Raw genomic sequence first — 26,167 nt, 5'->3', positions numbered from 1 at the left:
CCCGAATGCTGTTACTAAAATTACGAATCACAATTCAAACTCAATCTTACCATGTTGCAAGCTCAAAAGAAACCCGTTCATATATATATGGAAGCCAACCCAAACCCAAACTCACTGAAGTTTGTGGTGAATTTTATGTTGGCTGACGATGGCGTAAGCTTTGACTTTCCTGATCAGGAAAGCACTGAAAATTCGCCCTTGGCAAATGAATTGTTTAATTTCGACGCAGTGGAGCGTGTCTTTATTGCTTCGAACTTTGTAACGGTAACCAAAAACACTGAGGTAGATTGGATAGAAATCCAAGACATCGTCCGCGGCCATATCAAAAATTATCTGGAGTCCGGAAAACCTGCCGTACAAATAAACTTTGAAAAAGATCCGCTGTTCGATGAAAACGACTCTGAAGTCGTGAAAAAAATCAAAGGAATATTGGATGAATACATCAGACCTGCCGTCGAGCAGGATGGTGGTGCGATTGTCTTCCACAGTTTTCACGAAGGCGTGGTTAAGGTACTATTACAAGGGTCGTGCTCAGGTTGCCCTTCAAGTACCGTCACCCTCAAAGCCGGCATACAAAATCTTCTGACCCGCATGCTCCCTGAAGTTAAGGAAGTGGTGGCCGAAGGAGTGTAATCCTCCGTTTCTTCAAAAAAAATACGACACATGAACACAAGTTTCCAGATTCTCAATCCTTATTGGGAACCTGGAGACATTTGTGACGTAAGGGTTAACAACGGTAACCTTTAGGATAGCATCCTTTTGATTTCTCAAACCTCAAATAAACCCTCACCACCACAATGCTCAAAGGGAATTGGACATGGACCCTCTTGGGGCTGATCAGTCTGTTGATTCGGTATTTAACTATTCAAAACCCCATAAAAACAGAGGCAATCTACTCAAGGACCATTTTTCCGGGCGTCAGAAACCTGATTGACAAAACCATCTCCCAGCTTCCTTTTGCCACAGTGTATCTATTCGTTGCCTCCATTTTCATTTTTTTTGGGATTTTCATTTATCATTTCAGAAAAAAGCAAGGTTGGAAAAACAAGTTGGGACATTCCATCCGTTCCCTCTTCAATTATCTTGGGGCTTTGGTTTTTTTCTTTTTGGTGCTTTGGGGATACAATTACCAAAGGATACCGATCTTTCAGCAAATCGGGATGAAACCGGTTCCGCTCAATGAGGAACAGCTGATCAGAGAAATTGAACTGACCAGGAATATCCTCAACCAGCTCCGCTACAATATCGAAGAAGATACCGTGCCGATTGGACAGACCATGGAATACGATGACCTTGAAAAATTGGTTCGGGCAAACATGCGCGAAAACATGTTCCTTTTGGGATTGAATTTTACGGGTGAACCCAGAACGAAACAATTTTATCCAGCTGGTTTTATGCGGAGAATGGGAATTCTGGGAATTTATTTCCCCTTTACCGGAGAAAGCTATATCGACCCCTCCTTGCATCCCCTGGAAAAACCCTTCACCATCGCCCACGAAATGGCGCACAGCTATGGTGTAACGGACGAGGGAGAAGCCAATTTTATAGGCTGGGTCATTTGCTCCAATAGCGATCACCCCTTGTTGCAGTATTCGGGGCAGCTGAGACTCCTTCGGTATCAGATGAACGACCTCTACAGAATGTCCAAGGAATTGTATACGCATTTTTACAAAACGCTTCCAAGAGGCATCCGAAATGATTTGGTCTCAATCAATGAAACGGGACAACAGTATAAGCCCATTTCATTGGAAATCAGCAGAAAATCCAATGATATTTTCCTAAAAGCACAGGGGGTAAAAGCGGGAGTCAACAGTTACCAACAATTGCCCATGCTGGCTTTTGCATGGAGAAATAGCCTTAACGAGTAATGGTTTTAATTTTTTTGCACCAATAAATAATAAATTAGTCAAATTGTTTTTGTGTTTCAAAAAGATGGCCTTAATTTAAAGTTAAAATCAAAACTCTTTCGGTCATGCGTTTTTTTCTAATCCCCCTGTTTTCGGTCATCTTTAGCTTTTCCGCCTTTTCCCAAGTGAATACAACATCCGAATATGATAAGGATGGCAATGTGTTGATCTACGCAGAAAATCCCGATGTGATTCCCTATTCGCTGAAAATTGAATTCAAATCCCTGACAAACCTGATCCCTTCCTCGGGGATGGCTTCCTTTGCAGTTGCCAGCCCGGGAAGAAGTCAAGTCGCCAAGCTTAGAAAACAGGATCCAAATCAAAGTACCACCGTTAAATTTGCCACCACCATCTACAAAGGGAATTTTCTCGCCAAAAACAAGGAAGAAATCCCTTCCCTTCTCCCCGTGGACAAGGGAGTGGAAGTGACCGTTTACAACATGACCCATTTGGAAAACAGCTTAAAATTTGAAAAAACCAACGAAAGTTATGTTGGGATTTCCATTCATTTTGAGTCACCTACATTGATTTGCACGCCAAGAAAAGGCGTCGTGAGTCAAATAAAGGAGGATGAGGAACTGAAAGGCACAAGCTACACCTTCAGTGCTTTGGACAACTTCATCGAACTCTACCATGAGGACGGTACCTTTACCAAACTTGTGGTGCTTAAGGCAGGTTCTGTCAAGGTAAAAATTGGAGAAACGGTATTTCCCGGTGATGTTTTGGCAGAATCCTCAGGAGAGAAATATGAATCCGGAAGACATGTTAGAATGATCCAAACCAGGCTGGAAAAGAATAATGAGGGATTGACAATGAAAACGATCCAGACCAAATTCTATGATGAAAGCCTTGGTTCCATAGTCCCAGAAACGGGCACAAAAATCACCGCCGTACATCCAGGAGCAATGGTCACCAAAGAAATGAGTAAAAAAGAACTCAAAAAACACCAAGAATCAAATTAACCCCATATGGCCATTGGCTTTTTCTTCCTTTGGAATCGGCTTAGTTTGATCACTTTTAAAAAGAATATAATTGCCAAAAACAGTTGGGGATTTTAACTTATTTTGATTTTATAGTATTGATAATCAAATACTTAATCCTAATTTTTTATTACTGATTGAAATTCGTTTCCGTAGCTATTGTTTTTTTATGAGTTCTTCAAAAAAAGATGTCGGAGCTGCACATTTATTCATCGAAAAAACCAAAAAAAAGGAAGGCTTCAAATGAATTTTTCCTTTTGTCCTTACCTTTTGTTCCCCACCCAAACCCCGACAATCACGGCTGCAATTCCAAAATAATGGCCAAGCAGAAGCACTTCTCCGTCCAGCAAGCCCCAGAAAATAGCGACGATCGGAATCAGATAAGTGACCGAACTTGCGAAAACCGGTGTGGCGACTTTCACCATCACATTGAAAAGAATCAGTGCAATGGCGGTCCCCAAAATCCCAAGAAGCATGATGTAGGAGGCTGCCGTCCATGCACCTTCCACATGCACCAACTTGAAGGAAAATTGGGTGAAAGCAAACAAATAAATCAAGGCAGCTGGCAAGACCATCAGCAATGAAATGGCCGTAATCGCCACAGGTTTCAATGCAACAAATCGGTATTTGATGATATTCAGGTTGATGCCATAACAAACGCAGGCCAAAAGCACAAAAAAAGCATAGGAATTGATGGATCCAAAACCCTCAAAACCCGCTCCTTCCTTTACCATCAGCAGGATGACCACACCGACAAAGGCAATCAACAAGCCCACCATGTTCCTGGACGTTATTCTCGCCTTGAAAAACAAGGCTCCGATAATCACCACAAATAAGGGCGTCATGGCATTGAACACCCCTGTCAGTGAGCTGCTCAACTGTGTTTGGGCTTTTGCAAACAAAAATGCGGGAATAAAACTCCCCACCAGTCCAACGATGATCAGGTTCTTGACTTGCCTTTTGTTTAGCTGCTTTAATCTGGGAATAGAGAGTGGGATCAAAACCATTCCCGCCGCCACAATCCTAAAAGCACCGACTTCTCCCGGGGAAAAAATTTCAAGACCCCTTTTGATCAAAATAAAAGAACTTCCCCAAATCAAGGCCAATACGATCAGAAATCCCCAGGCTTTCAGGGCACTTTCCTGCTGCAAATCTTTTGTCATTTGTTAGACCATGTGTTCGTTGACCCGGTCAAATAGAGCAGAGTCTATGAAAGGGGTGATTTTAAGAATAATTTGTGCCTCTAAATGTGGTTTTTCCGGTAGGGCAAAGAATCCTACCGGAATTCCCTAAAACTCATAATCCGCATACACCTCCGCTACCTGATCGAGAACGGCACAAACATGCTGATAGGTTTCTGCCGTAACCATCTCGGCCCGGAATGGCTTGAAATTGGGCATTCCTCTGAAATAGTTGGTATAATGCCTTCTCATTTCCAAAATTCCCTGTTTTTCCCCTTTCCACTGTACGGAGAAATCAAGATGCTTTTTGGTCACACGGATGCGCTGCTCCAGATCTGGTGCGGCTAATTTTTCTCCGGTGGCGAAGTAATGCTTGATTTCATTGAAAATCCAGGGATATCCAATGGATGCCCTACCGATCATCATGCCGTCTACATTGTATTTGTCCCGATATTCCTTTGCCTTTTCAGGACTGTCAATGTCACCGTTGCCAAAAACAGGAATGTGAAGCCTTGGGTTTGCTTTCACCAAATTCAGGTAGGACCAATCGGCCTCACCCTTGTACATCTGTTGTCTGGTTCTGGCGTGGATGCTGATGGCTTGGATGCCAACATCCTGAAGCCGCTCTGCCACTTCCACAATCCTGATGGTATCTTGGGACCATCCCAGGCGGGTTTTGACCGTTACCGGGATATTGACTGCTTTCACGATCTCGGCAGTCATCGCAACCATTTTGTCGATATCCAAAAGGATTCCAGCTCCAGCGCCTTTACAGGCCACTTTATTTACAGGACAGCCGTAATTGATGTCCAGAATATCCGGACGCGCAGCTTCAACAATTGCTGCAGCTTCCCGCATGGATTGGATTTCACTCCCAAAAATCTGGATGCCTACAGGGCGCTCGTATTCAAAAATATCGAGTTTTTGGATGCTTTTTGTTGCATCGCGGATAAGACCTTCAGAACTAATAAATTCTGTGTACATCAAATCTGCACCATTCTCCTTACAAACAGCTCTGAAAGGCGGATCGCTTACATCCTCCATGGGCGCAAGCAGCAGGGGAAATTCCCCCAATTCTAAGTTTCCTATTTTTACCACTACTGAATTATAATTTTCGTGTAAATTTACCGCAATTATGGAGATATATAAAACACAATCCACAATTGCCTCGAGAAGTAATTGGCTTTTATCGATAATCGTGATTGTTTTGATCACGATTGGGGTAATGATCGTCATGCAAGGCATTGGAATCTTACTGATCAATCCCCTTTTTTCCATTCCCTTGGATGAAATGGTTTCCCTTTTCACGGGTGAAAGTCAACACCCCAATGGGCGAATGGCCTTTCTCTTTGTTCAGGGATTAGGCGGCGGATTGGCCTTTTTTCTTGCAGCCTTGGTGATTATCAAATGGGTGGACAAAGCCGATATTGAATGGAAACAACAAATTTACAACTTTAGGTTCACGGGTTTGGGATTGACACTCTTGGTGATGGTTGGCGGAGTCCTATTCAATGCTCTTTTGATTGACTGGAATGCCAATGTCAAATTCCCGGAAATGCTGAGTGGTCTGGAGCAAGTGTTAAAGGAAAAAGAGGAGATGGCCATGGGGATGACAAAATTCCTGACGGATTTTGATAATGTTGGGGAATTTTTGATGGGCTTGTTGGTCATTGGCCTATTGGCGGGTTTGGGAGAAGAATTCCTCTTTCGCGGCGTATTGCAACCAAAACTGCATCTGTACACCGGAAACGCCCATATTGGCATCTGGCTGACTGCCTTGATTTTTTCTGCAATCCATTTACAGTTCTATGGTTTTTTTCCAAGAATGCTTTTGGGAGCAATTTTCGGATATTTGTATCTGTACTCTGGAAGCCTTATTTATCCGATTGCCGCACACATAATGAACAATGCTTTTACGGTTATCTTGGTTTATTTAAATAAATTGGGTAAAGTTAACTTTGATATCGAGGAAACGGATCAGGTTTCCATATCTTTCGCCCTGCTGGGCTTATTGATCATGATCCTGGGCATCAAAGTTTTTAAGGAAAAAAACCAACAGCAAAGAGACAATGAAAAATTGGCAGAAGGTATTTGAAAACGGATCCCCGGTGAGGGCTGAGATCGTCAAGGGGGTCTTGGAGGAACATGGAATCAATGCAGTCATCATCAATAAAAAAGAATCAGTCTACCAAATTCATGGCCAATATGAAGTAATGGTACCCAATGACAATTCACTTATGGCCATTAACATCATACAGCATGAGATCACCTTTTAAACTAAGGTCAAGGTTCAACATCAACAACTACAGCAATCTTGGCCAAAGGGTAATCACAGCATTGATTGGCGCAAGTATCATCATCATCGGTTCACTTTACAGTGAATGGGCGTATTTTATTATTTTCGGATTGCTTTTGGGGTTTTCCCAGATGGAATTTTACAAACTTTCGGGCCTTGATGGCATGTTGCCATTGAGGAGTTTCGGTACTTTCTTAGGTCTGACGATTTTCACCCTTTCATTTTTTATTGAAATCGGACATTTGGGAAATAAATTCTACTTTCTGATATTCCCCTTGGCCTCCTTGATTTTCTTCATCAAGCTTTATCGGAAATCTGACAAAAAACCATTTACGGGGATCGCCTACACCTTTTTGGGTATATTCTATGTCTCCGTTCCCTTTTCACTCCTGAATGTATCCGCCTTTGCCGTTGATGGGACGTTTCACTATGAAGTCATCATTGGATCGCTTCTGATCTTATGGGCAAGTGACTCCGGTGCCTACTTTGCGGGAACGAAATTTGGAAAGACAAAATTGTTCGAAAGGGTTTCCCCCAAAAAATCCTGGGAGGGTTTTTTGGGAGGTGCAGCCACTGCGTTTTTGATGGCTTTTATCCTTTCCAACTATTTCAATTCCCTGGAATCTTGGAAATGGTACGTCATCACAGGAATTATCATCATTGCAGGTACTTATGGAGATCTGATAGAATCGCTTTTTAAGCGCAGCATCGAGATCAAAGATTCCGGAAAGGCCTTGCCTGGGCACGGTGGATTTATGGATCGTTTTGACGGATTGCTATTATCTGCCCCATTTATTGCCGCATTTTTGAAAATCTTTTAAAAATGCCTATACCCTATTAAAAATCTCATTAATATTGTATTGTAATTGATTCAATCAACTAAATGACCCCCAAATATGGCTTACATTGAACCGGCTCCTATTAAGGACAAAGAAAATCCTTTGGAGTCAATGATGGAAAGGTTTAACCTTGCAGCTGAAAAACTAGGCCTCTCCGATGAGGTTTACAACGTGCTGAAAAATCCCGCCAAACAAGTAATCGTATCGCTTCCCATTACCATGGACAATGGAAAAATCCAGGTATTTGAAGGCATCCGTGTGATTCACTCCAATATTTTGGGCCCTGCGAAGGGTGGAATCCGCTTTGCTCCAGATGTTCACTTGGATGAGGTAAGGGCATTGGCCGCATGGATGACTTGGAAATGTGCTGTCGTGGATATTCCTTTCGGAGGTGGTAAAGGTGGTGTTAAATGCAATCCCCGCGAAATGTCCGCAGGTGAAATTGAGCGGCTCGTCCGCGCCTATACCCTGTCGATGCTGGATGTTTTCGGTCCTGACAAGGATATCCCTGCTCCAGACATGGGGACAGGTCCACGGGAGATGGCATGGCTGATGGATGAATACTCCAAAGCCCATGGAATGACCGTGAATGCAGTGGTGACAGGTAAACCGCTTGTTTTGGGTGGTTCTTTGGGAAGAACCGAAGCCACCGGACGTGGAGTGATGGTGTCCACACTTGCAGCCATGCAAAAACTAAAAATCAATCCTTTTCAAGCCACTTGCGCCGTGCAGGGTTTTGGAAATGTGGGTTCTTGGGCATCCTTGCTTTTGGAAGAAAGAGGCTTGAAAATCGTTGCGATCTCCGATATTTCAGGTGCTTATTTCAATGCAGCTGGGATCAATATCCAGGAAGCCATTGCCTACCGAGATGGTAACAGAGGTACGCTTGAAGGATTCACCGGGGCAGACAAACTCAATGATCCAATGGAATTGTTGGAATTGGATGTGGACGTTTTGGTCCCTGCAGCGGTAGAAGATGTGATCACCATCCACAATGTGGACAGGATCAAGGCAAAACTTATCGTAGAAGGCGCCAACGGGCCAACTTCCGCAAAGGCAGATGCCATCATCAATGAAAAAGGTATCATGGCAGTGCCGGATATTCTGGCCAATGCAGGCGGCGTGACAGTCTCTTATTTCGAATGGGTCCAAAACCGATTGGGATACAAATGGACTGCAGAAAGAGTCAACAGAAGGTCTGACAGGATCATGAAAGACGCTTTTGACAATGTTTATGCTACAGCGGTCAAATATGAAGTGCCTTTACGGATAGCAGCATACATCGTAGCCATCGATAAAGTTGCTAAGACTTATACCTACCGAGGAGGTTTCTAATCCCTGAAATAAGAAAGTTTATTATATTTGAGGTGTGGAAGCGATTTCCACACCTTTTAAATTTTTACCCCAACATGACAATTCACAAAGAAGGAAGGAAATTATTGTTCTGGATGTTGATTATACTGACAGGATTAAACTTAGCCCTACACCAGTTTTTGCCGGAGCAGGAAATGCTCTTGAATTTCAGCCTGCTTGTCAGCGTAATCCTTTATCTATTGGTTTTGCAATTTTTTAGAAACCCATATATCCCTTTGCCCAATGATGAGAACCTTGTCTATGCACCTGCAGATGGCAAAGTCGTGGTCATCGAGGAAACCATGGAATCGGAATACCTGAATGAGAGAAGGAAACAAGTTTCCATCTTCATGTCCCCTATAAACGTTCACGTCAACAGGTCTCCCATTTCCGGAGTGGTAGAATATTTCAAATACCATCCCGGGAAATATCTGGTGGCTTGGCACCCAAAATCCAGTTTCGAAAATGAACGTACCACCATGGTCATCCAAAACAAGGATGGTGTGAAACTTTTGGTCAGACAGATCGCTGGCGCGGTGGCCCGCCGAATCAAGTGGTATGTGAAAGAAGGCAGTCCCGTCATTCAGGGAGGAGAATTTGGCTTTATCAAGTTTGGCTCGCGTGTGGATGTATTTCTCCCGCTGGATGCTGAAATACTCGTGAAGATCGACGACAAAACCAAGGGTGCATTTACGCCGATTGCTAGGCTTAAAAGGCCATAAATTATAGGGTCTTCCAGTCTTTTGTGCTTCCTATAATTCCATGGAAATCGCACCTTAAAAGAAAAACCTTCCTAAAAGGCCAAACGGATTTTAGGAAGGTTTTTCTTTTTTTCTTTATCCCTAATTCCAGAATTGACTTAAGCTTGAAGGGCTTTCTTTTTCTTATTATTTCCTTTTGAAAAATTTATATCCCAAGACAACAGTGCTTAGGAAAAATATCAAGGTGGTCCATTCATAAACCCTTTTATCGGATTTTTTCTCATTCACCACTTCCTCTTTTTCAGTCAATGCCCTTTTCAACTGGGTGATTTCCCTTTCCTGCTTTTGTGAAATGAATTTGTAGTCATTTTTCTCATAGGTGATTTCCGTTTTTTCGATCTCACTCATCAACTTCAATTCATCCATGATTTGGTTGTCCTTTTGAATGATCCGCTCCATCCAGTCATTCGTTTCCACCATGTCTTTTTTGGTTCGGTTGCCGAAAATCCCTGTTTTCTTGTTTTCTGAGGTTCTCCACTGTTGATGCAGGCTGTTTCTTTCGTTCACCATTTTGTCAAGTTTGGCTTGGGCAAAAAGACACAAAGGCGAAAAAAGCATGAAAACCAATATTAATTTTTTCATTAAAGCGTTGTTTGTTTCGTGAATTTTGAAATTTCAAATAATGTGCCAATATACGAAGACAAAAACACTTAAATCCGAAATATGCTTAGGCTACTCAATTGGGTTTAAACCAGAAGAAAATCAGACCAATGGTAAACAAGGAATAGAACCTATAAGTTGAAGTCAAAAATAATTGTCAAAGACTGATGAATACGCATTTTCAGACTGGAATGGAGTTGATCATGCAAAACACGGGTTAAAGCTTGAACTTTTTGCCGAATTTTTTCCTAAAAGTTCCCCTCCTCCTTTTGTTGTTGGTATAGAAATTATAAAAGAAATTCAAGGCAAAAACGGTGATTGTCAGGGGAATGAAAAATGAGGGCAACATCGTTTTGATTCCCAGAAGGATCATCAGTCCAGCAATCACTCCGATTTTTAAAGTCGTATGGCTATCGGGATAAATTTTACCCACCAAATAAAGACTCAAGATTTCAATGAAAGTCACCAAGATGATCAAATAGGTGAGCATGTCGCGCATGGTCGTATCGCCCGCCCACACCACCCAGGAAAGCCCTGCCGCCACGATGATCAAACTCAGGGATTGTATGGATGCATTCAGTTTCTCTCTCATAATGGCTGCTTTTTGGGGTTTTAAATTGAAATAAGATAGGGATTTTAAGCAAAAAAACAAAAAAGCAAGATCCCCGTGAAATGGATCTTGCCTTTTTTTGTTGCATTTGGAGAGGTCATAGCCTCGCAAAAGGAATCACTGTATTTTTTAAATTCCTAACTGTAAATTATTTACAGCTTCCTTTTAATAAAGTCAGTCATCAAAGAATACAAATGCCAAGTGGTGTTTCCTCCGTAAATCCCATGGTTCTTGTTGGGATAAAACATGGTTTCAAACTGCTTGTCGGCCTTGATAAGCGCATCGACCAAGTCAACAGAATTCTGGAAATGAACATTGTCATCCCCCGTTCCGTGGATCAAAAAGAAATTGCCTTTCAGCTTATTGACATGGGTGATCGGACTGTTGTCGTCATAACCCGTAGCATTGCGCTGTGGCGTTTGCAAGAAGCGCTCGGTGTAAACCGTGTCATAATATCTCCAAGTGGTCACAGGCGCCACTGCAATGGCTGTCTTGAACACATCATTGCCGATCATCAAGGCCAATGAGGACATGTATCCACCATAAGACCATCCCCAAATACCGATTCTAGTTTTGTCCACAAAAGGCAATCCTCCCAAATATTTGGCTCCGGCTATCTGATCCTCTGTTTCATACTTGCCCAGATTGGCGTAGGTCACATGTTTAAAATCCCTACCTCTTCCCCCAGTGCCTCTATTGTCTACACAGACTACGATGTAGCCTTCAGCTGCCAAATGCTGATGCCAAAAATCCCGGGTTCCTCCCCAGGAATTGTTGACGTTTTGCGAACCCGGTCCACCATAAACATACATCAAGACCGGATATTTCTTACCCTCGTCAAAATCTGCCGGTTTGATCATGTAGCCGTTCAAGGAGGTTCCGTCTACGGTATTGAATTTAAAAAACTCCTTTTGCGTGATTTCGAAATTTTCAAGCGACTTTTGAAGTGCAGTATTGTCTTCCAATCCCTTCAGAAGCTTCCCCGAGGAATCATGAAGCGTCACCTGCAAAGGCGTGCTTGCATTTGAAAAATTGGCAATGAAATATTTAAAATCCTTGCTCATGTTGACCGAATAGGTCCCTTTTTCTGGTGTCAGCATTTTTTTGCCCTTTCCATCCAAGTTGATGACAAAAAGATTCCTTTCCATCGGAGAAACCTCGGTAGACATAAAGTAAATTTTCTTTCCCTTTTCATCAATACCGACCAGATTGGTCACTTCCCAATCTCCGGTGGTGATCTGTCGAATCAACTTCCCTTGGTTGTCATGGTGGTAGATATGCTTGTAGCCATCCTTCTCTGAAGTCCTGATAAAGCCTTTGTTGCCCTCCAAGAATCGAAGGTCATCATTGTAATCCAAATCCACATAGGTCTCTGATTTGTCTTCAAGTATCAATTTGGTCTCTCCTGTTTCTCCATTCGCATAGAGCAGGTCAATTTGATTTTGGAGCCTGTTGACGCGCAAGAATGCGAGCGTATTGGCATCCCCTGTCCAATAAATCCGTGGCAGATAAATATCTATTTCACTTCCAGCATCCACCTTAACGGTTTTTTGTGTCGCCAATTCATACACGTGGATGCTTACTTCGGCATTTTTCTCCCCGGCTTTTGGATATTTGAATTTATAATCTTCAGGATACAATTTCCCCCAAGTCTGCATGTTGAATTCGGGAACATCGGTTTCATCAAACCGGATAAAAGCGATTTTCTTTCCGTCTGGAGACCAATCAAATGCCTTTGACATGGAAAATTCCTCTTCATAAACCCAGTCTGCCGATCCATTGATGATATGGTTCCACTTTCCATCAGTCGTGATTTGCGTAAGCTGATTGTTTGCCAAGGCAAGCATATAAAGGTTGTTGTCCTTCACAAAGGCAACCTTATCGTTGTCGGGAGAAAGGGTGGCATGCATGATTTTCTCGCCATCCATGAGTTTTTGCGCTTGACCTGTCTTGAGATCCACCACATGGTAAACGCCTTTGCTGGATCGCCTGTAAATGCTTTCCACTTCGGAACCGATCAAGGCTTTAGTCTCATCGGGATTGAAGGAATAACTGGAAAAATCCACGCCTAGGGCAGCACCATCAATCAAAACTCCTGATTCAGCACCGGTGGCCACATTGATTTTGACGACCTTTGGACCTGCTGTACCACGTTGCAAGGAACTGTAATATTGCCCGTCTTTCATCCAGTTGATCCCATAGACGGATTTTTGGCTAAAAGCATTGGACTTGAACACATCGGCTAAGGCGACTTTCTTTTTTTCTTGGGCAATCGAGTTGTTGACAAGCAACAGGCCCAGCAACAATGCTGAGAATATCTTTAATTTATTCATGAATAAATGGGTTTTATTTCCAATGCTAAAGTTAAATAAATTGATCAAACGGAAATGTTCTTTTTGATAAATGGAAGCATAGGTTCACAACAGTTCCTTACGTTAGACGGGTAGAGATTTCGGGGAATTGAAAAATAAACAAACTCTAGGAATGCCTGATTTTCAATCGTTTTGCAATGCTCACCCCTAACAAAACCAATTCCACATATAAGGAGAAAGATTCAAAAGTGAACTCAATCCTTTGTCTTTTGAAAATTTCCCGATCATTCTTTGATAAATTAAGCTGATTTTTATGTAATTCGTGGTGTCAACCCCTGAGCGCTATGAAGAAAAAAATTGCCTTGGTCACCGGAGGATATACCGGTGAATCCGTCATTTCCCTTAAAAGTGCTACGGAAGTAGCGAAAAGCCTTGATCGGGAAAAGTACACTGTTTTTAAGATTTTGATTTATCCAGGGGATTGGTACCACGAAACCGAATCCGGCGAAAAAATATCCGTCGATCTCAATGACTTTTCCATTCTCCTGAATGACCAAAAAATCACCTTCGATGGCGTGTTCAACATTCTCCACGGATCTCCTGGGGAAGATGGAAAGCTTGCCGGTTATTTTGACATGATCGGAATCCCGTACACCACCTGCGATGCCCTTACTTCTGCAATTACCATGAATAAGGGGTATACAAAGGCGATTGTACAGGATATCCCTGAACTTTATGTGGCAAAATCCCTGCAACTTTTCGAGAATACTGGAGAAAACACCGCTAAAATCCTGAAGGAATTGAGACTCCCGCTTTTTGTCAAACCCAACAATGGTGGCAGCAGTATCGGAATGAGTAAGGTCAAAAATCCCGAGGAACTTCAGGAAGCGCTGGACAAGGCCTTTGCGGAAGACAATCAAGTCTTGGTGGAGGAATTTGTTTCCGGAAGGGAATTCTCCATCGGGGTGTTCAAAGCCGCAGGGACAACAACAGTTTTACCAGCCACTGAGATCGTAAGTTCTAAGGAGTTTTTTGACTTTGAAGCCAAATATACACCGGGCATCACGGAAGAAATCACGCCGGGAAGAATGTCTGAAGAGGAAGTAGAGCGCGTCAAAAGAGTCGTAGCCATAGTTTACCAAAAACTCAATTGCAAAGGAGCCGTCAGGGTGGATTACTTCTTGGAATTCGAAACCAACAAATTCTACTTTATAGAAATCAACACGGTTCCCGGGCAGACTGAAACCAGTTTGATCACCCAGCAAGTCCGGGCAGTAGGCATGGAAATCAAGGATTTTTATACCGCATTGATCGAGGAAATGTTTCATTGAAGGCACATTTGAAAAAGTCTCCGTCCCAAAAATGCAATTCCATTAAAACAAAAAAGCGACTCCTGAGAGTCGCTTTTTTGTTTTATCAAAGGTTGAATGCTTTTTCTATCTTTTCCACATAGTCCAACTTTTCCCAAGTGAAAAGTTCCACTTCCAAGGTAAGTGGTTTTCCATCTGGGGTCTTGAAGGTTTTGGTCACCACTTCATTCACACGGCCCATGTGTCCATAAGCTGCTGTTTCTTCATAAATGGGGAACCTCAATTTCAAACGTTGCTCAATGGCATAAGGTCTCATGTCAAAAATCTCTTCAATCTTTTTGGCGATTTCACCATCAGAGAGTTTCACTTTTGCTGTTCCGTAAGTATTGACATAAATACCCATTGGTTTGGCTACGCCAATCGCATAGGAAACCTGAACCAATACTTCGTCTGCCAATCCCGCTGCCACCATGTTTTTTGCAATGTGACGGGTTGCGTAAGCTGCAGAACGGTCAACTTTGGAAGGGTCTTTCCCGGAAAATGCTCCTCCTCCATGGGCTCCTTTTCCACCGTAGGTATCCACGATGATTTTTCTCCCTGTCAAACCCGTGTCCCCATGTGGTCCCCCAATGACGAATTTTCCTGTTGGATTGATATGGTAAGTGATTTTATCTGTAAAAAGCGCCTGGATTTCTGGAAGGAGCTGCTCCTTCACCCTAGGGATCAGGATATTGATCATGTCCTCTTTGATCTTGGCCAACATAGTAGCTTCGATATCAAAATCATCGTGTTGCGTTGAGATTACAATGGCATCAATTCTCGTTGGCTTATTGTCATCATCATATTCAATAGTAACCTGTGACTTGGAATCGGGTCTTAAGTAAGCAATTTCGCTGTTTTCCCTTCTCATCGCTGCCAATTCCCTCAAAATTCTGTGGGAAAGATCCAATGCCAAAGGCATGTAATTGCCAGTTTCCTTGGTGGCATAACCAAACATCATTCCTTGATCTCCAGCGCCTTGTTCTTCGGGATTGCTCCGGTCCACACCTTGATTGATATCGGGAGATTGCTCGTGGATTGCCGAAAGCACACCACAGGAGTTCCCATCAAACATATATTCTCCTTTGGTATAACCAATACGGTTGATCACATCACGGGCGATTTTTTGAACGTCAAGGTAGGTGTCCGATTTCACTTCTCCTGCCAAAAAAACCTGTCCGGTGGTAACCAACGTTTCGCAAGCTACTTTGGAGCGGGGATCGAAAGCCAAAAAATTATCAATCAAGGCATCGGAAATTTGATCTGCTATTTTATCAGGATGGCCCTCAGAAACAGATTCAGAGGTAAATAAATAGGGCATATATTATTATTTAATTTGTTTTTAAAATCAGTCCGTAAAAATACATTTTCAAAAGGAAATAAAAAATCCAAATCATTTTACCTAAAATCAAAAGGCAAAATGAAAAGACAATTAAACTTCAAGTCAACTTGAAATCAGCGGCAATCATTCCTTTGTAATTTTCAACACAACACCCTTGAGCCTTGAAAAAAAAGCTTCAGAACTTCAAACCTATCGATTTTCTGTCTTTACTTTTTTGGGGTTTGATAAAATTTCCAAAGATTAAATATAGGAAATTGAAATTTACTTTGAAATTTAAAAAAAGCAAAAAATTCCATTTCTTCAATACTTGCCGTATTGAACCTTTTTGATTTGCCAAAACAAAGGCAAATCGGTGGGGATGGTACTGGTTTTACCCATCAAAACACAGTTATGCATATCAAATCCCTCATCCAAAAAGCTTTTAAACGGCAATCTTTCAATATTCATCCCCAATCCAAACAGAATCCTTAACTTTGCATTTCCAATAACGCTCACCAATAGCCCTATGAACGAACGGTATATGCAAAGGGGGGTTTCTGCCTCCAAAGAAGATGTCCACCAAGCAATCTCAAAATTGGACAAAGGCCTCTATCCCAATGCTTTTTGCAAAATCGTGGAAGACAGCCTAGGCAACGATCCGGAATATTGCAATATCATGCATGCGGACGGGGCAGGCACCAAATCTTCCTTGGCCTATATGTACTGGAAAGAAACCGGTGATCTAAGTGTTTGGAAGGGAATTGCACAGGATGCCATCATCATGAACACAGACGATCTCCTCTGCGTGGGTGCTGTGAACAATATTCTGGTTTCTTCCACAATCGGAAGAAACAAAAATCGAATTCCCGGCGAAGTCATTTCTGCTTTGATCAACGGAACCGAAGAAGTTTTGCAAATGCTCAGGGACCATGGAGTGAATGTGGTCCTCACAGGTGGGGAAACTGCCGATGTGGGCGACCTGGTAAGGACGATCATTGTGGACAGTACCGTTACTTGTCGGATGAGAAGGGAAGATGTGATTTCCAATGAGGCCATAAAACCCGGAGATGTCATCGTCGGTCTGGCTTCTTTTGGCCAAGCCAAATATGAAGATGCTTACAATGGTGGAATGGGAAGCAATGGCCTCACCTCCGCTAGACATGATGTTTTTAACAAAGTACTGAAAACCAAATATCCTGAAAGTTTTGATCCTGCCGTTCCCGACGACTTGGTGTACTCAGGAAAATACAACCTCACAGACCCTGCACCTGGAACATCCGTCAACATGGGCAAACTGGTACTGTCCCCTACCCGAACCTATGCCCCTATCATGGTGGATGTGTTGAAATACTTAAGGCCAAAAATCCATGGTATCGTCCATTGCAGTGGTGGAGCACAGACAAAAGTGCTCCATTTTGTGGACAATGTCCACGTCATCAAAGACAATCTCTTTGAAACCCCGCCACTTTTCAAAATCATCCAAGAAGAAAGCAATACCGACTGGAAGGAAATGTACAAAGTCTTCAATATGGGCCACCGTATGGAGATCTATTTGGACGAAAGATATGCGGAGGAAGTGATCGATATCGCCGAATCCTTCGGAGTAGAAGCACAGATCATTGGAAGGGTTGCTGCGAATAAAGGCAAAAAAGTAACCATTCAGAGCAGTCACGGTATATTTGAATATTGACATTTGTATCCGCCATCAACAAAAATTTAGTGGATCATTCTCCCTTTAAGATAAATTACCGGAACCCTAAAGCATCATAATGAGTCAAAAAAAGTCCCTCATCCAAAAATCCTTGTACATCATGGCTTGGATATTGGGAACAATGGCGATTCTGCTTCTTTTGACGATTACATGGGTGGATTGGGAAGATTACAGAGAGAAGGATTATTATACCGAAACGATGTCCGATCTGCAGGAGTTACAATTCAATTCCTCAGCATCAGACACCTGGATGGTGGGTTGGTCAACCATCAATGCGACTCCTGAACAACCCACAGCCCTTGTCGGGTACCGACCTAGGGGCAATTACGAATTTGTACTGGACAGCTCATATGTCAAAACCCTGGTCCTTGGAAATGGAAAAAAGAATGTGGCGATTCTCAATTATGAATTGTTGATTGTCCACCCCTATTTGTCCAAAAGAATCCAAGCCGCCATTCGCAATGAAAATCTCCCCATAGACTTTGTTTATTTTACAGCAACACATACCCACAGCGGACATGGCGGATACATTCCCGGCTTGATGGGGAAATTGGCATTCGGAGGATTCGATGAAACCATCGTTTCCCTTTTGGAGCAAAAAACGCTTGAAGGAATCAAATCGGCTTTGGCAACGCAGGACACCGCTGTTCTTCACTACCAAAGGGCAAATGCAGACAGTTTGGTCGCCAATAGATTCAAATCGGAAGATCCCACCGACCCTTTTGTACGCCAATTGGTTTTCGAAAAAAGAAACGGTCAAAAAGGCACTTTCCTGACCTATAGCGCCCATCCCACTATCCTAAGTTCCAAGTATATGGGTTTGTCGGGGGATTATCCCTTTTATTTCAACAAAGCCTTGGAGCAGAACGGATACGTTTTTTCACTTTTTGCAGCGGGAACTGTTGGGAGCCATCGACCGGTAGCAAATGGGAACCAACCAGAGGACGTAAAACAATATGCCCTGGACCTAAACAATAACCTGCCAAACCAAAGCGAAAAACCAAAGTTGATCAACAAGGCCAAAATCCTGACAGCCTACTTACCCATTGAATTAAGGGAAGTCCATTACAGACTCAGCGACAATATTCGGTTGAGACCATGGATTTTCAATTGGGCTTTCGGGGAAACGAATGCCCACTTTGACATCCTTGTCTTGGGAAATACGCTGCTCATAGGCTCCAGCGGCGAAATCTCAGGCGTGTTTTACGACAAATGGGAAAAGAAAGCTGCAGAATTGGGCTTAAATTTGATCATAACCTCTTTTAATGGTGGCTACATCGGCTACATTACGCCGGATAAGTATTACCAAGAGAAATACCACGAAGTTCGGGACATGAATTGGTTTGGCCCTTACAACGGCGCTTATTTCGATGAGATCATCGGTGCCTTAATTGAAAAGCAGCAATAAAAAGGGGAGTAAAAAGGAAAGCTCCAATCTACTTCGCATAAGCTCGGGGTTCTGGCCTGCTTTCAGAAATTGGATGGCATGAAAGAGTAAGATCAACAAAAGGATTCCTGAAAAAATGTGGAAATAGGAGGGCAACCAGAGCAGTAAACCCACAAAATACATCCCTCCAAGAACACCGAGTCCAATGATCAAAACTTCCAGTTGCCCTTTTGATAGAAAACTCAGAATAGATTCAAAACCATCTTTTTTATCCGAATCCCTATCTTGATAGGAAAGAATCAAAAGATTCAACCAAGCAACCAAAACATAACCAAACGCCAGAAAGTAAGAAGAGCTGTTGATCAATTCCCGATCCGCTTTCAGGAAAGGCACCAGTAGGATTCCCAAAACATAAAAAAGCGCGATTGAAATTTCCTTAAGCCATACCGCCTGAGGAACAAGCTTGCGGATCACTACCATCCATAAAACCATTGTTACCCCTAAAACCAGACCAGGGAGCAATACATAATGCAAAGATTCTGAAAGAATGACCAAAGCAGTTCCCAGCAAGACCATAGTTCCCCAGCATGCAAAAATCGTTTTAAAGTAATTTTGGTGAAAAGAATGTCTTTTTGTTTGTGCAATTTCTTTCAAACTCCATGCATCAATAAGGTGGTCTAAAGTATATACCCCCCAAACCGCCAAAGCCAACAAGAGATATTCAAGCGCTCTTGGATGGACACCAAGGACAGTGGAAAAAAACACCATCCCTGCGACCGCTCCGAAGACCACATCCAAAGAGAGCAAATTGAGTTTTTGGTGGATTTTTTGAAGACCTTTCATATTAAAAAATAAAGATAGCAGCTTCATTAAAATTATCCAGTTTTAAAAGGTTAACACAGGACAAATTTCTAAATTGGCCATGTAGAAAATCAATCAAGTGTAGAGGTTAAACCCAAAATATGCATTTGGTTTCCTAATGGACATTAAAACGCCAAGAAAATCAAACTATCTGGTGCATAAGACAATTAACCGATTTGATGCGGTCAATAATTGTAACCAAAGACTAATTTTAAAGCCATTTTAGGCTGGAATAAAATTGGTTATGCTTAGAACAGGTAAAGTTGACATCCTCCCATTCAGCACTCATTAATTAATATTTTACTTTCAAACCTCAATAAACCATTCATCTACTGCTATGAAAAAATCATTTTTGGGATTATTCATGATCCTCATCAGTGCGGGTTTTTCCTTTTCCCAATCACAAATCAAAGTTGCGTGTATCGGCAACAGCATCACGCAAGGCCCGGGAAGGGACAATCCAGAAAGTTACCCGCTACAGATGCAAACCATTTTAGGGGACAAATATGATGTCAGAAATTTTGGGGTAAGTGGTCGGACGCTATTGAAAAATGGAGACTTCCCCTATTGGAATGAACCCCAATATCAGGAAGTTTTGGCTTATACACCGGATATCGTGGTTATAAAATTGGGGACAAATGATTCTAAACCCCAAAATTGGAAATACGCAAAGGAGTTCAAACAAGACTATTTGGATTTGATCAGTTCAGTAAAAGCATCCATGCCTGAAGACGGAAAGATTTATATCTGCCTTCCGGTTCCTGTTTTCCAAACCAATTATGGCATCACTGAGAATATCATCAGGGAAGAAATGTTGCCAATTTTGCTGGACATTTCTAAGGAAACAGGTATAGAAATCATCGATCTTCATTCTCCATTTGAAGGAAAATCAGATTTGCTTGCCGATGGTGTGCATCCCAATACGGAAGGACTCGGCATCATGGCAAAGGTAGTTGCCGAAAAAATCAAAAAATGATCTTTGTTTAACCCGTTTTATGCATTATGAACTCCATTTAAAATTTTAATTTACTGATAATCAATTAGGTGTTGGCTAATTTTGACTTCACCCTATTCCTATTGGTTTCAGGAATTATTCTCGCAATAGTCTGATTTTCTTTCAGTTTCAATCCCATTTGGAAACCTATTGCATATTTCGGGTTGAATGTCATTTTAAAGAACACAAAAAAAACCAAAGCTTGAAAGAGCTTTGGTTTTTTTTGTGTTCTTATGGGATTCAAAAATTATTTCCCACCAAGAGCGTTTGCCCCGGAGACAATTTCCAAGATTTCATTGGTAATGGCAGCCTGTCTGGTTCTGTTGTACATCAACCTTAGGTCTTTCAATAGATCACCTGCGTTCTCGGTTGCTTTGTCCATAGCGGTCATACGCGCACCATGTTCGGAAGCATTGCTTTCAAGAATCGCTTTGTAGAATTGAATCTTTAAGGAAGTTGGAACCAAATCCTCGATGATAAATTCTCTTGAAGGTTCAAGGATATAATCCACATCTGCACCTTTTATTACTCCCTCTTCGGCTATTTTTTCCATCGGAAGGAATTTTTCAACGATTACGTTTTGCGTCGCCACATTCTTAAATTCGTTGTAAACCAAAACGATCTGATCATAGTCACCGTTGACAAATCCCTCCATCACAAAATCAGCAACCCTTCTCACATTTTCAAAAGTCACTTCTGAAAAGACCTGATAAAACTCACCGATAAACTTGTTGTCTTTCTTTTTGAAAAACTCAAAAGCTTTTTTTCCCAGGGGAAGTATTGTGACGTTTTTATCTGCAAAACGTTGGACGATAGCCAAATTAGCCGCCTTGAGAATGTTGGAATTGAACGCTCCACAAAGACCTTTATCGGAAGTAATCGGTACGATCAAGACATTTTTTACTTCTCTTTTTTCTGCAAAAACAATATCCTCATCGCCTTCGCTGGCAGAAGAAACATTATTCAAAATGGCAGTCAATTTCTGGGAATAAGGACGCATTTGGATGATTTTATCCTGCGCTCTTCTCAATTTAGAAGCAGAAACCATTTTCATGGCCTTGGTGATTTGCTGCGTCGAAACTACAGAATTAATCCTTTCTTTTACTTCCTTTAAGTTAGCCATAGCTTATTGATGTACTGACGAGGTCAATAGATATAAATTCTTATTGACGCACCCGTCTGGATGCGTCAATAAGAATTGAAGATGTTTATTTAGCGTATTTTGGAGTCAATTCTTTTGCTGCAGTTGCAAGCAATTTACCAGCAGTATCAACGTCCCCTTTCTTGATCGCAACCAATGCTTCAGGATAAGCCGCTGACAAAAGGTTGTAGAATTCCTTCTCAAACTCCCTTGATCTGTCAACAGGAACTCCATCCATAAGTCCTTTTGTGGAGGCATAGATAATGGCCACTTGGTATTCAACAGCTACTGGAGAATACTGGGCTTGCTTCAGGATTTCCTGATTTCTTCTACCTCTTTCAATCGTCCTTTTGGTAGTTGCATCCAAATCAGAACCGAATTTAGAGAAAGCTTCCAATTCACGGAACTGTGCTTGATCCAACTTCAATGTACCTGCCACTTTTTTCATGGACTTGATTTGAGCATTACCACCCACTCTGGATACCGAGATACCCACGTTGATCGCAGGACGGATACCGGAGTTGAAAAGATTGGTTTCCAAGAAAATCTGACCATCCGTGATGGAAATCACGTTGGTTGGAATATAGGCAGAAACGTCACCAGCTTGTGTTTCGATAATCGGAAGTGCAGTCAAAGACCCTCCTCCTTTTACCAAATGCTTGATGGAATCTGGAAGATCATTCATCTGGCGGGCGATTACGTCCGAACCGTTGATTTTAGCGGCTCTTTCCAACAACCTTGAGTGAAGATAAAACACGTCACCAGGATATGCTTCTCTTCCCGGAGGTCTTCTCAATAGCAAAGAGACTTCTCTGTAAGCTACAGCTTGCTTGGAAAGATCATCATAAACCACCAATGCCGGACGACCGGTATCTCTGAAAAACTCTCCAATGGCCGCTCCTGTGAAAGGTGCAAAAAACTGCATTGGTGCTGGATCAGCAGCTGAAGCAGCAACGACCACTGTATAAGGAAGGGCTCCGGCTTTTTCCAAAACTGCAACCACACCGGCTACCGTAGAGGCTTTTTGTCCGATGGCCACATAGATACAATAAACTGGCTCACCCTTTTCGTAAAATTCTTTTTGGTTAATAATCGCATCCACGGCAACGGCAGTTTTACCTGTCTGACGATCACCAATGATCAGTTCCCTTTGGCCTCTGCCAATTGGGATCATCGCATCGATGGATTTGATTCCTGTCTGCATCGGCTCATTCACCGGCTGCCGATAGATAACACCTGGGGCTTTGCGCTCAAGGGGCATTTCATAAAGCTCTCCCAACAATGGACCTTTCCCATCAATTGGATTGCCTAGGGTATCGACAACACGACCGAGCATGCCTTCTCCAACATTGAGGGAAGCAATTTTCTTGGTACGTTTTACGACATCTCCTTCTTTCACTCCTTTGGAATCACCGAAAAGTACGGCTCCAACGTTATCTTCTTCAAGGTTAAGCACCATTGCTTTCAGACCGTTCTCAAACTCGAGCAACTCACCCGCCTGAGCTTTAGAAAGTCCATAAATACGGGCTACTCCATCACCTACTTGAAGGACAGTTCCCACTTCTTCAAGTTCAGCTTGCGTTTTAGCTCCAGAGAGTTGTTCTCTCAGAATTGCTGAAACTTCGTCAGGTCTTACATTTGCCATGCTTATATCTTTATACTGTTATTGCTAATTTTTAAAACTTCTTTTCATAAAGGTTTTGGGAAAATTCAAGTCGCAGCGCTTTCAATTTGCTGTTCAAGGATTCGTCCAATTGCCTGTCATTTACTTTCAAGATAAACCCACCGATAATCTCAGGGTTTATTTTTTCTATCAACTCCACTTTTTCAAGACCCGAAATCTCTTTCACTATCTCGATAAATTCCTTTTTCAGCTTCTCATCGATGGGAAAGGTGGTCGTCACTGTTGCCAATTGGATCCCTTTGCTTTCGTTGTATTGATTGTGGAATTCTTTAGCAATCTCCATCAATACATTGTCTCTGTTCTTTTTGGAAACAATCTCAAAAAAAGGCAAAGTCAATTCCGATGAACCTTCGGGAAAGAGGGCTTTTAGAATTTTAAGCTTTTTATCTGAGCTGACAATGGGACTATTCAGCATCACCCCCAATTCAGGAGTTGCTTTGTCCAAGGTCAACAGTAATTGCATGTCTTGGTGTACTTCTTCAAGGATACCCTTTTCAATGGCAAGTTCCAAAATGGATTTGGCGTATCGGGAAGCTACTCTAATAGATGACATGGGCGGATTTAATTTAACTTAAGATCTCTAACAAATCCCTCTACCAACTCTTTTTGAGCTGAATCGGAAGCCAAATTCTTTCTCATCAGCTTTTCAGCTACTTCCAAAGTCAAAATGGCAATTTGGTTTTTCACTTCTGTCAAAGCCGCTTTTTTCTCGTTTTCAATGACAGCTTTGGCATTTTCAATCAATTTGGCACCTTCTGATAAGGAAACCTCTTTTGCTGCCTCAATGATTTTGTCCGATGCAGCATGTGCGGTTTTCAAGACTTCGTCTCTTTCCATTCTGGCTTCCATCAAAAGCTTTTCGCTTTTTTCATGGATGTTTGCCATTTCATTTCTAGCCAACTCTGCTGCGTGAAGTGCTGCTTCAATGCTGCTTTCCCTTTCGTCCAATGCCGACAAAATCGGTTTCCAAGCAAATTTCGCCAAGATAAAAAGCAAAATCGAGAAGCCGATTATTTGCCAAATCATCAATCCTGATGAAGGTATTATAAGATCCATAAAGAATTATATTTTAGTTATTATCTCTGTTTTGTTCAATAAAAAGAAAAGATAGGGCTGACTTAATGCCAACCCTATACATTTTTTCTTAGAAAGTGTAACCTTCTTTCAAAGCAATAAGTAGACAAACTACCACTGCGAAAAGAGACACAACTTCGATAAGTGCCGCGATGATCAACATGGCAGTTTGGATTTTTCCAGCTGCTTCAGGTTGACGAGCGATACCGTCCATGGCTTGACCACCGATTCTACCAATACCAAGACCTGCGCCTATCGCGACAATTCCGGCACCGATTCCAGCACCCATAAGTGCAAGACCGGCTGATAACAAGATTGAAGTTAACATACGTGTGTATTATTTATATAAATTGAACAAAGAAATTACGCATTCATTAATGGTGATCGTGTTCCGCTACTGCCTGACCGATGTACATGGCAGAGAAGAGTGTAAAGACGTAGGCTTGAATCGTGGCAACCAAAATCTCAATCATATTGATAAAGACCACCATGATGGTACTGGCAAAGCCCACTGCCATGGATTCAAACACAAAGATCAATCCGATAAAACTCAGGATCACAATGTGCCCTGCGGTAATGGCGACAAAAAGTCGAACCATCAATGCGAAAGGTTTGGTAAATAAGCCGATGATCTCCACAGGGACAATGACCAATAAGAGTGGAAGCGGGACTCCTGGAGTCGCTACCACGTGTTTCCAATAGTCTTTGTTTCCGTTTAGATTGGTTACGAAAAACGTAAATATCGCCAAGGTTGCTGTTACTGCGATGTTACCGGTCATGTTGGCTGCGCCTGGGATCAAACCCATTAAGTTGCCAAACCAGATAAAGAAAAATATGGTCAGTAAATAAGGCGTGAATTTTTTGTATTTGGGACCGATGTTAGACAAGGCGATTTCATCTCTTACAAAAACCACCAAAGGCTCTATAAATGAAGCCACGCCTTTCGGTGCAGTATTCGGATGCTTCTTGTAATGACTCGCCGCAGAGAGTGTCAATGAAATAACGACGATCAACACAATGAACAACATGGCGACATTTTTTGTGATGGAAAGCTCAAGAAAGGATCTGTCCTCAACTTCAGCTTTCAAATGGTCATGTTCATCAATATAGAATCCGTTTTTTCCATATTCCCTTCCAAATGCATGGGTCCCAGGATTCTGAAAATCTGAAGAGCTGAACACTTCCAAACCAGAGTCCTTTGAATAAACAATCACGGGAAGGGGAAGGGTAATGTGCGTATGCCCAAAAGTGGCAAAATGCCATTCATGGGAATCCTTCACGTGATGCATGATAAAACCAGTCTTATCCTCCTCATCTGAAGCAGCAACAGCCACATTCGCAAGCGGTAATAAAAGTGCTGTCAATAAAGCAGTTAGCCAAAGAAATTTACGAATCATTAAATGAATTTTTAAAACCTATTTCGAATGAGGGCGCAAATTAGCCATTAAGCTGTATATATCAAACAATAAGAATAAGAAATAAATAGCAAAGAAATTGGCCACAAACAGAATTTTATTCTCGACACCCAGTACAAGGAGTATTGCAACGAAGCCTGCACTGGCAATAAATCGAATAACTGTTGCTCCTAAAAGGATATTTGAAGAATTTTCTTTGCTCAACTTCATGAGGTATTGGACAAATAGTCCTGAAGCCCACACCAACAAAGCAAAAAAAGAAAGCACTTTCCATACACTTTCATGGATTAACTCGGGCATAATAAAATTTTGCAGCGAATAAACAATTCCTGCAATGACCAAGGAAAAGGAAAGGACTTTTAAGGTAAATATCAAGATTGGCTTCATGACC

26 protein-coding genes are annotated in these 26,167 nt (G+C 42.1%); 12 read left to right on the top strand and 14 right to left on the bottom strand.

Features of this window, described 5'->3' with window-relative positions; translation table 11 throughout:
* Nucleotides 1-51: 51 nt before the first annotated feature.
* The 3 genes from Q7J63_RS14260 (at nt 52) to Q7J63_RS14250 (ending at nt 2,869) form a co-directional block, all read left to right on the top strand.
* Complete coding sequence (locus Q7J63_RS14260; protein WP_019596645.1) at nt 52-633, top strand: NifU family protein; 582 nt, start codon at nt 52-54, stop codon at nt 631-633.
* 164 nt (nt 634-797) lie between these two features.
* A complete protein-coding gene (locus Q7J63_RS14255) occupies nt 798-1,868 on the top strand; it encodes a DUF3810 domain-containing protein (RefSeq protein ID WP_304887071.1) in 1,071 nt (356 codons plus the stop codon).
* A 104-nt stretch (nt 1,869-1,972) separates the two neighbouring features.
* Nucleotides 1,973-2,869 carry a hypothetical protein gene (locus Q7J63_RS14250; RefSeq protein WP_304887069.1) on the top strand — a complete coding sequence of 299 codons (897 nt, stop codon included), beginning with the start codon at nt 1,973-1,975 and terminating at the stop codon, nt 2,867-2,869.
* 281 nt (nt 2,870-3,150) lie between these two features.
* Here Q7J63_RS14250 and Q7J63_RS14245 read toward each other — a convergent pair whose 3' ends face one another.
* Nucleotides 3,151-4,050, bottom strand: a complete 900-nt coding sequence (locus Q7J63_RS14245) for a DMT family transporter (RefSeq protein WP_019596641.1) — start codon at nt 4,048-4,050, stop codon at nt 3,151-3,153.
* Between the two features lie 126 nt (nt 4,051-4,176).
* Entirely contained in the window at nt 4,177-5,166 is a 990-nt protein-coding gene (gene dusB / locus Q7J63_RS14240) for a tRNA dihydrouridine synthase DusB (RefSeq protein ID WP_304887066.1), read from the bottom strand.
* A gap of 37 nt (nt 5,167-5,203) precedes the next feature.
* Between dusB and Q7J63_RS14235 the strand changes: the two genes are divergently transcribed.
* The 5 genes from Q7J63_RS14235 to Q7J63_RS14215 all read left to right on the top strand — a co-directional run bounded on the left by Q7J63_RS14235 (nt 5,204) and on the right by Q7J63_RS14215 (nt 9,278).
* The gene (locus tag Q7J63_RS14235) at nt 5,204-6,163 is read left to right on the top strand and encodes a CPBP family intramembrane glutamic endopeptidase (RefSeq protein ID WP_304887065.1); all 960 of its coding nucleotides are present in this window, start codon (nt 5,204-5,206) and stop codon (nt 6,161-6,163) included.
* A complete protein-coding gene (locus tag Q7J63_RS14230; RefSeq protein ID WP_019596638.1) occupies nt 6,138-6,344 on the top strand; it encodes a DUF2007 domain-containing protein in 207 nt (68 codons plus the stop codon). Before Q7J63_RS14235 ends, Q7J63_RS14230 begins: the two co-directional genes overlap by 26 nt.
* Nucleotides 6,328-7,185: a phosphatidate cytidylyltransferase gene (locus Q7J63_RS14225; RefSeq protein ID WP_304887063.1), complete on the top strand. Its 858-nt coding sequence runs from the start codon at nt 6,328-6,330 to the stop codon at nt 7,183-7,185. The genes Q7J63_RS14230 and Q7J63_RS14225 overlap by 17 nt, the downstream gene beginning before the upstream one ends.
* 75 nt (nt 7,186-7,260) lie before the next feature.
* Entirely contained in the window at nt 7,261-8,538 is a 1,278-nt protein-coding gene (locus tag Q7J63_RS14220; protein WP_019596636.1) for a Glu/Leu/Phe/Val dehydrogenase, read from the top strand.
* Between the two features lie 74 nt (nt 8,539-8,612).
* On the top strand, nt 8,613-9,278 hold the full coding sequence (locus Q7J63_RS14215; protein WP_019596635.1) for a phosphatidylserine decarboxylase family protein: 666 nt from the start codon (nt 8,613-8,615) through the stop codon (nt 9,276-9,278).
* A 165-nt stretch (nt 9,279-9,443) separates the two neighbouring features.
* Here Q7J63_RS14215 and Q7J63_RS14210 read toward each other — a convergent pair whose 3' ends face one another.
* From Q7J63_RS14210 to Q7J63_RS14200, 3 genes are all read right to left on the bottom strand, one after another.
* The gene (locus Q7J63_RS14210; protein WP_019596634.1) at nt 9,444-9,899 is read right to left on the bottom strand and encodes a hypothetical protein; all 456 of its coding nucleotides are present in this window, start codon (nt 9,897-9,899) and stop codon (nt 9,444-9,446) included.
* A 235-nt stretch (nt 9,900-10,134) separates the two neighbouring features.
* A complete protein-coding gene (locus tag Q7J63_RS14205; protein WP_304887059.1) occupies nt 10,135-10,509 on the bottom strand; it encodes a hypothetical protein in 375 nt (124 codons plus the stop codon).
* A 170-nt stretch (nt 10,510-10,679) separates the two neighbouring features.
* Nucleotides 10,680-12,860 carry a S9 family peptidase gene (locus Q7J63_RS14200; protein WP_304887057.1) on the bottom strand — a complete coding sequence of 727 codons (2,181 nt, stop codon included), beginning with the start codon at nt 12,858-12,860 and terminating at the stop codon, nt 10,680-10,682.
* 323 nt (nt 12,861-13,183) lie between these two features.
* On the opposite strand from Q7J63_RS14200, the gene Q7J63_RS14195 reads away from it, so the two are divergent.
* Nucleotides 13,184-14,170, top strand: coding sequence for a D-alanine--D-alanine ligase (locus Q7J63_RS14195; RefSeq protein ID WP_304887055.1), 987 nt, complete (start codon nt 13,184-13,186; stop codon nt 14,168-14,170).
* An 85-nt stretch (nt 14,171-14,255) separates the two neighbouring features.
* Here the strand turns inward: Q7J63_RS14195 and metK are convergent, their stop codons facing one another.
* Nucleotides 14,256-15,509 (bottom strand): methionine adenosyltransferase, encoded by a 1,254-nt coding sequence (gene metK, locus Q7J63_RS14190; protein WP_019596630.1) that lies wholly within the window; start codon nt 15,507-15,509, stop codon nt 14,256-14,258.
* A 526-nt stretch (nt 15,510-16,035) separates the two neighbouring features.
* Between metK and Q7J63_RS14185 the strand changes: the two genes are divergently transcribed.
* Together Q7J63_RS14185 and Q7J63_RS14180 are read left to right on the top strand one after the other, a co-directional pair.
* Nucleotides 16,036-17,199: an AIR synthase related protein gene (locus Q7J63_RS14185; protein ID WP_304887053.1), complete on the top strand. Its 1,164-nt coding sequence runs from the start codon at nt 16,036-16,038 to the stop codon at nt 17,197-17,199.
* A gap of 79 nt (nt 17,200-17,278) precedes the next feature.
* Nucleotides 17,279-18,628 carry an alkaline ceramidase gene (locus tag Q7J63_RS14180; RefSeq protein WP_304887051.1) on the top strand — a complete coding sequence of 450 codons (1,350 nt, stop codon included), beginning with the start codon at nt 17,279-17,281 and terminating at the stop codon, nt 18,626-18,628.
* On the opposite strand, the gene Q7J63_RS14175 is transcribed toward Q7J63_RS14180, so the two are convergent.
* Nucleotides 18,608-19,450: a hypothetical protein gene (locus Q7J63_RS14175; protein WP_304887049.1), complete on the bottom strand. Its 843-nt coding sequence runs from the start codon at nt 19,448-19,450 to the stop codon at nt 18,608-18,610. The genes Q7J63_RS14180 and Q7J63_RS14175 overlap by 21 nt on opposite strands.
* A gap of 355 nt (nt 19,451-19,805) precedes the next feature.
* Here Q7J63_RS14175 and Q7J63_RS14170 point away from each other — a divergent pair, with 355 nt between their 5' ends.
* Nucleotides 19,806-20,444 (top strand): GDSL-type esterase/lipase family protein, encoded by a 639-nt coding sequence (locus Q7J63_RS14170; protein WP_019596624.1) that lies wholly within the window; start codon nt 19,806-19,808, stop codon nt 20,442-20,444.
* Nucleotides 20,445-20,709: 265 nt separating this feature from the next.
* Here Q7J63_RS14170 and atpG read toward each other — a convergent pair whose 3' ends face one another.
* The 7 genes from atpG to Q7J63_RS14135 all read right to left on the bottom strand — a co-directional run bounded on the left by atpG (nt 20,710) and on the right by Q7J63_RS14135 (nt 26,163).
* Nucleotides 20,710-21,585 carry an ATP synthase F1 subunit gamma gene (gene atpG, locus Q7J63_RS14165; RefSeq protein ID WP_304887047.1) on the bottom strand — a complete coding sequence of 292 codons (876 nt, stop codon included), beginning with the start codon at nt 21,583-21,585 and terminating at the stop codon, nt 20,710-20,712.
* A gap of 85 nt (nt 21,586-21,670) precedes the next feature.
* Nucleotides 21,671-23,248, bottom strand: coding sequence for a F0F1 ATP synthase subunit alpha (gene atpA / locus Q7J63_RS14160; RefSeq protein ID WP_019596622.1), 1,578 nt, complete (start codon nt 23,246-23,248; stop codon nt 21,671-21,673).
* Between the two features lie 31 nt (nt 23,249-23,279).
* On the bottom strand, nt 23,280-23,840 hold the full coding sequence (gene atpH / locus Q7J63_RS14155; RefSeq protein ID WP_019596621.1) for an ATP synthase F1 subunit delta: 561 nt from the start codon (nt 23,838-23,840) through the stop codon (nt 23,280-23,282).
* A gap of 8 nt (nt 23,841-23,848) precedes the next feature.
* Nucleotides 23,849-24,343, bottom strand: coding sequence for a F0F1 ATP synthase subunit B (atpF, locus tag Q7J63_RS14150; protein WP_304887043.1), 495 nt, complete (start codon nt 24,341-24,343; stop codon nt 23,849-23,851).
* Between the two features lie 88 nt (nt 24,344-24,431).
* Entirely contained in the window at nt 24,432-24,689 is a 258-nt protein-coding gene (atpE, locus tag Q7J63_RS14145) for an ATP synthase F0 subunit C (RefSeq protein ID WP_019596619.1), read from the bottom strand.
* A gap of 46 nt (nt 24,690-24,735) precedes the next feature.
* A complete protein-coding gene (gene atpB / locus Q7J63_RS14140) occupies nt 24,736-25,758 on the bottom strand; it encodes a F0F1 ATP synthase subunit A (RefSeq protein ID WP_304887040.1) in 1,023 nt (340 codons plus the stop codon).
* Between the two features lie 18 nt (nt 25,759-25,776).
* Nucleotides 25,777-26,163, bottom strand: a complete 387-nt coding sequence (locus Q7J63_RS14135; protein WP_019596617.1) for a hypothetical protein — start codon at nt 26,161-26,163, stop codon at nt 25,777-25,779.
* Between the last annotated feature and the right edge of the window lie 4 nt (nt 26,164-26,167).

Source organism: Rhodonellum sp. (genome assembly GCF_030656585.1).
Lineage (GTDB): Bacteria > Bacteroidota > Bacteroidia > Cytophagales > Cyclobacteriaceae > Rhodonellum > Rhodonellum psychrophilum.
Note: the sequence above shows the minus strand (reverse complement) of the source record. Positions and strands in the feature narration are given on the sequence as shown.